Origin of the sequence: Herbaspirillum sp. WGmk3 (assembly GCF_023952535.1) — a bacterium.
Lineage (GTDB): Bacteria > Pseudomonadota > Gammaproteobacteria > Burkholderiales > Burkholderiaceae_D > Herbaspirillum > Herbaspirillum huttiense.
This window is the reverse complement of record NZ_JAKYWT010000121.1, coordinates 1-251: the sequence shown is the minus strand read 5'-3', so window position 1 is coordinate 251 and position 251 is coordinate 1. Positions and strand designations below refer to the sequence as shown.

The 251-nt window shown below is 44.2% G+C and carries 1 pseudogene; it reads right to left on the bottom strand.

Annotated elements, in window-relative coordinates:
• A pseudogene (locus tag MKD49_RS26150) lies at positions 1-178 on the bottom strand (methionyl-tRNA formyltransferase); the annotation flags it as partial.
• Positions 179-251 lie beyond the last annotated feature (73 nt).

Sequence of the window (251 nt, the reverse complement as noted above, 5' to 3'; positions counted from 1 at the left end):
ATACCGGAAGATCATGTGCCAGCGCCAGTTGTTTCACGGCAGAGGCTGTAAGATTTTGTCCGCGGCCTGCTTTGCGGTCAGGTTGAGTATAGACCGCCACAATTTCATGCTCGGTTTTTAATAAGGCATCGAGCGCTACAGCTGCAAATTCTGGTGTTCCCGCAAAGATAATTTTCACACATGAGATTCCATATAAACTTGCCCCACATTATATGCGAAAAGCCTTTTTAAGCCTAAATTGTCATGTAAAT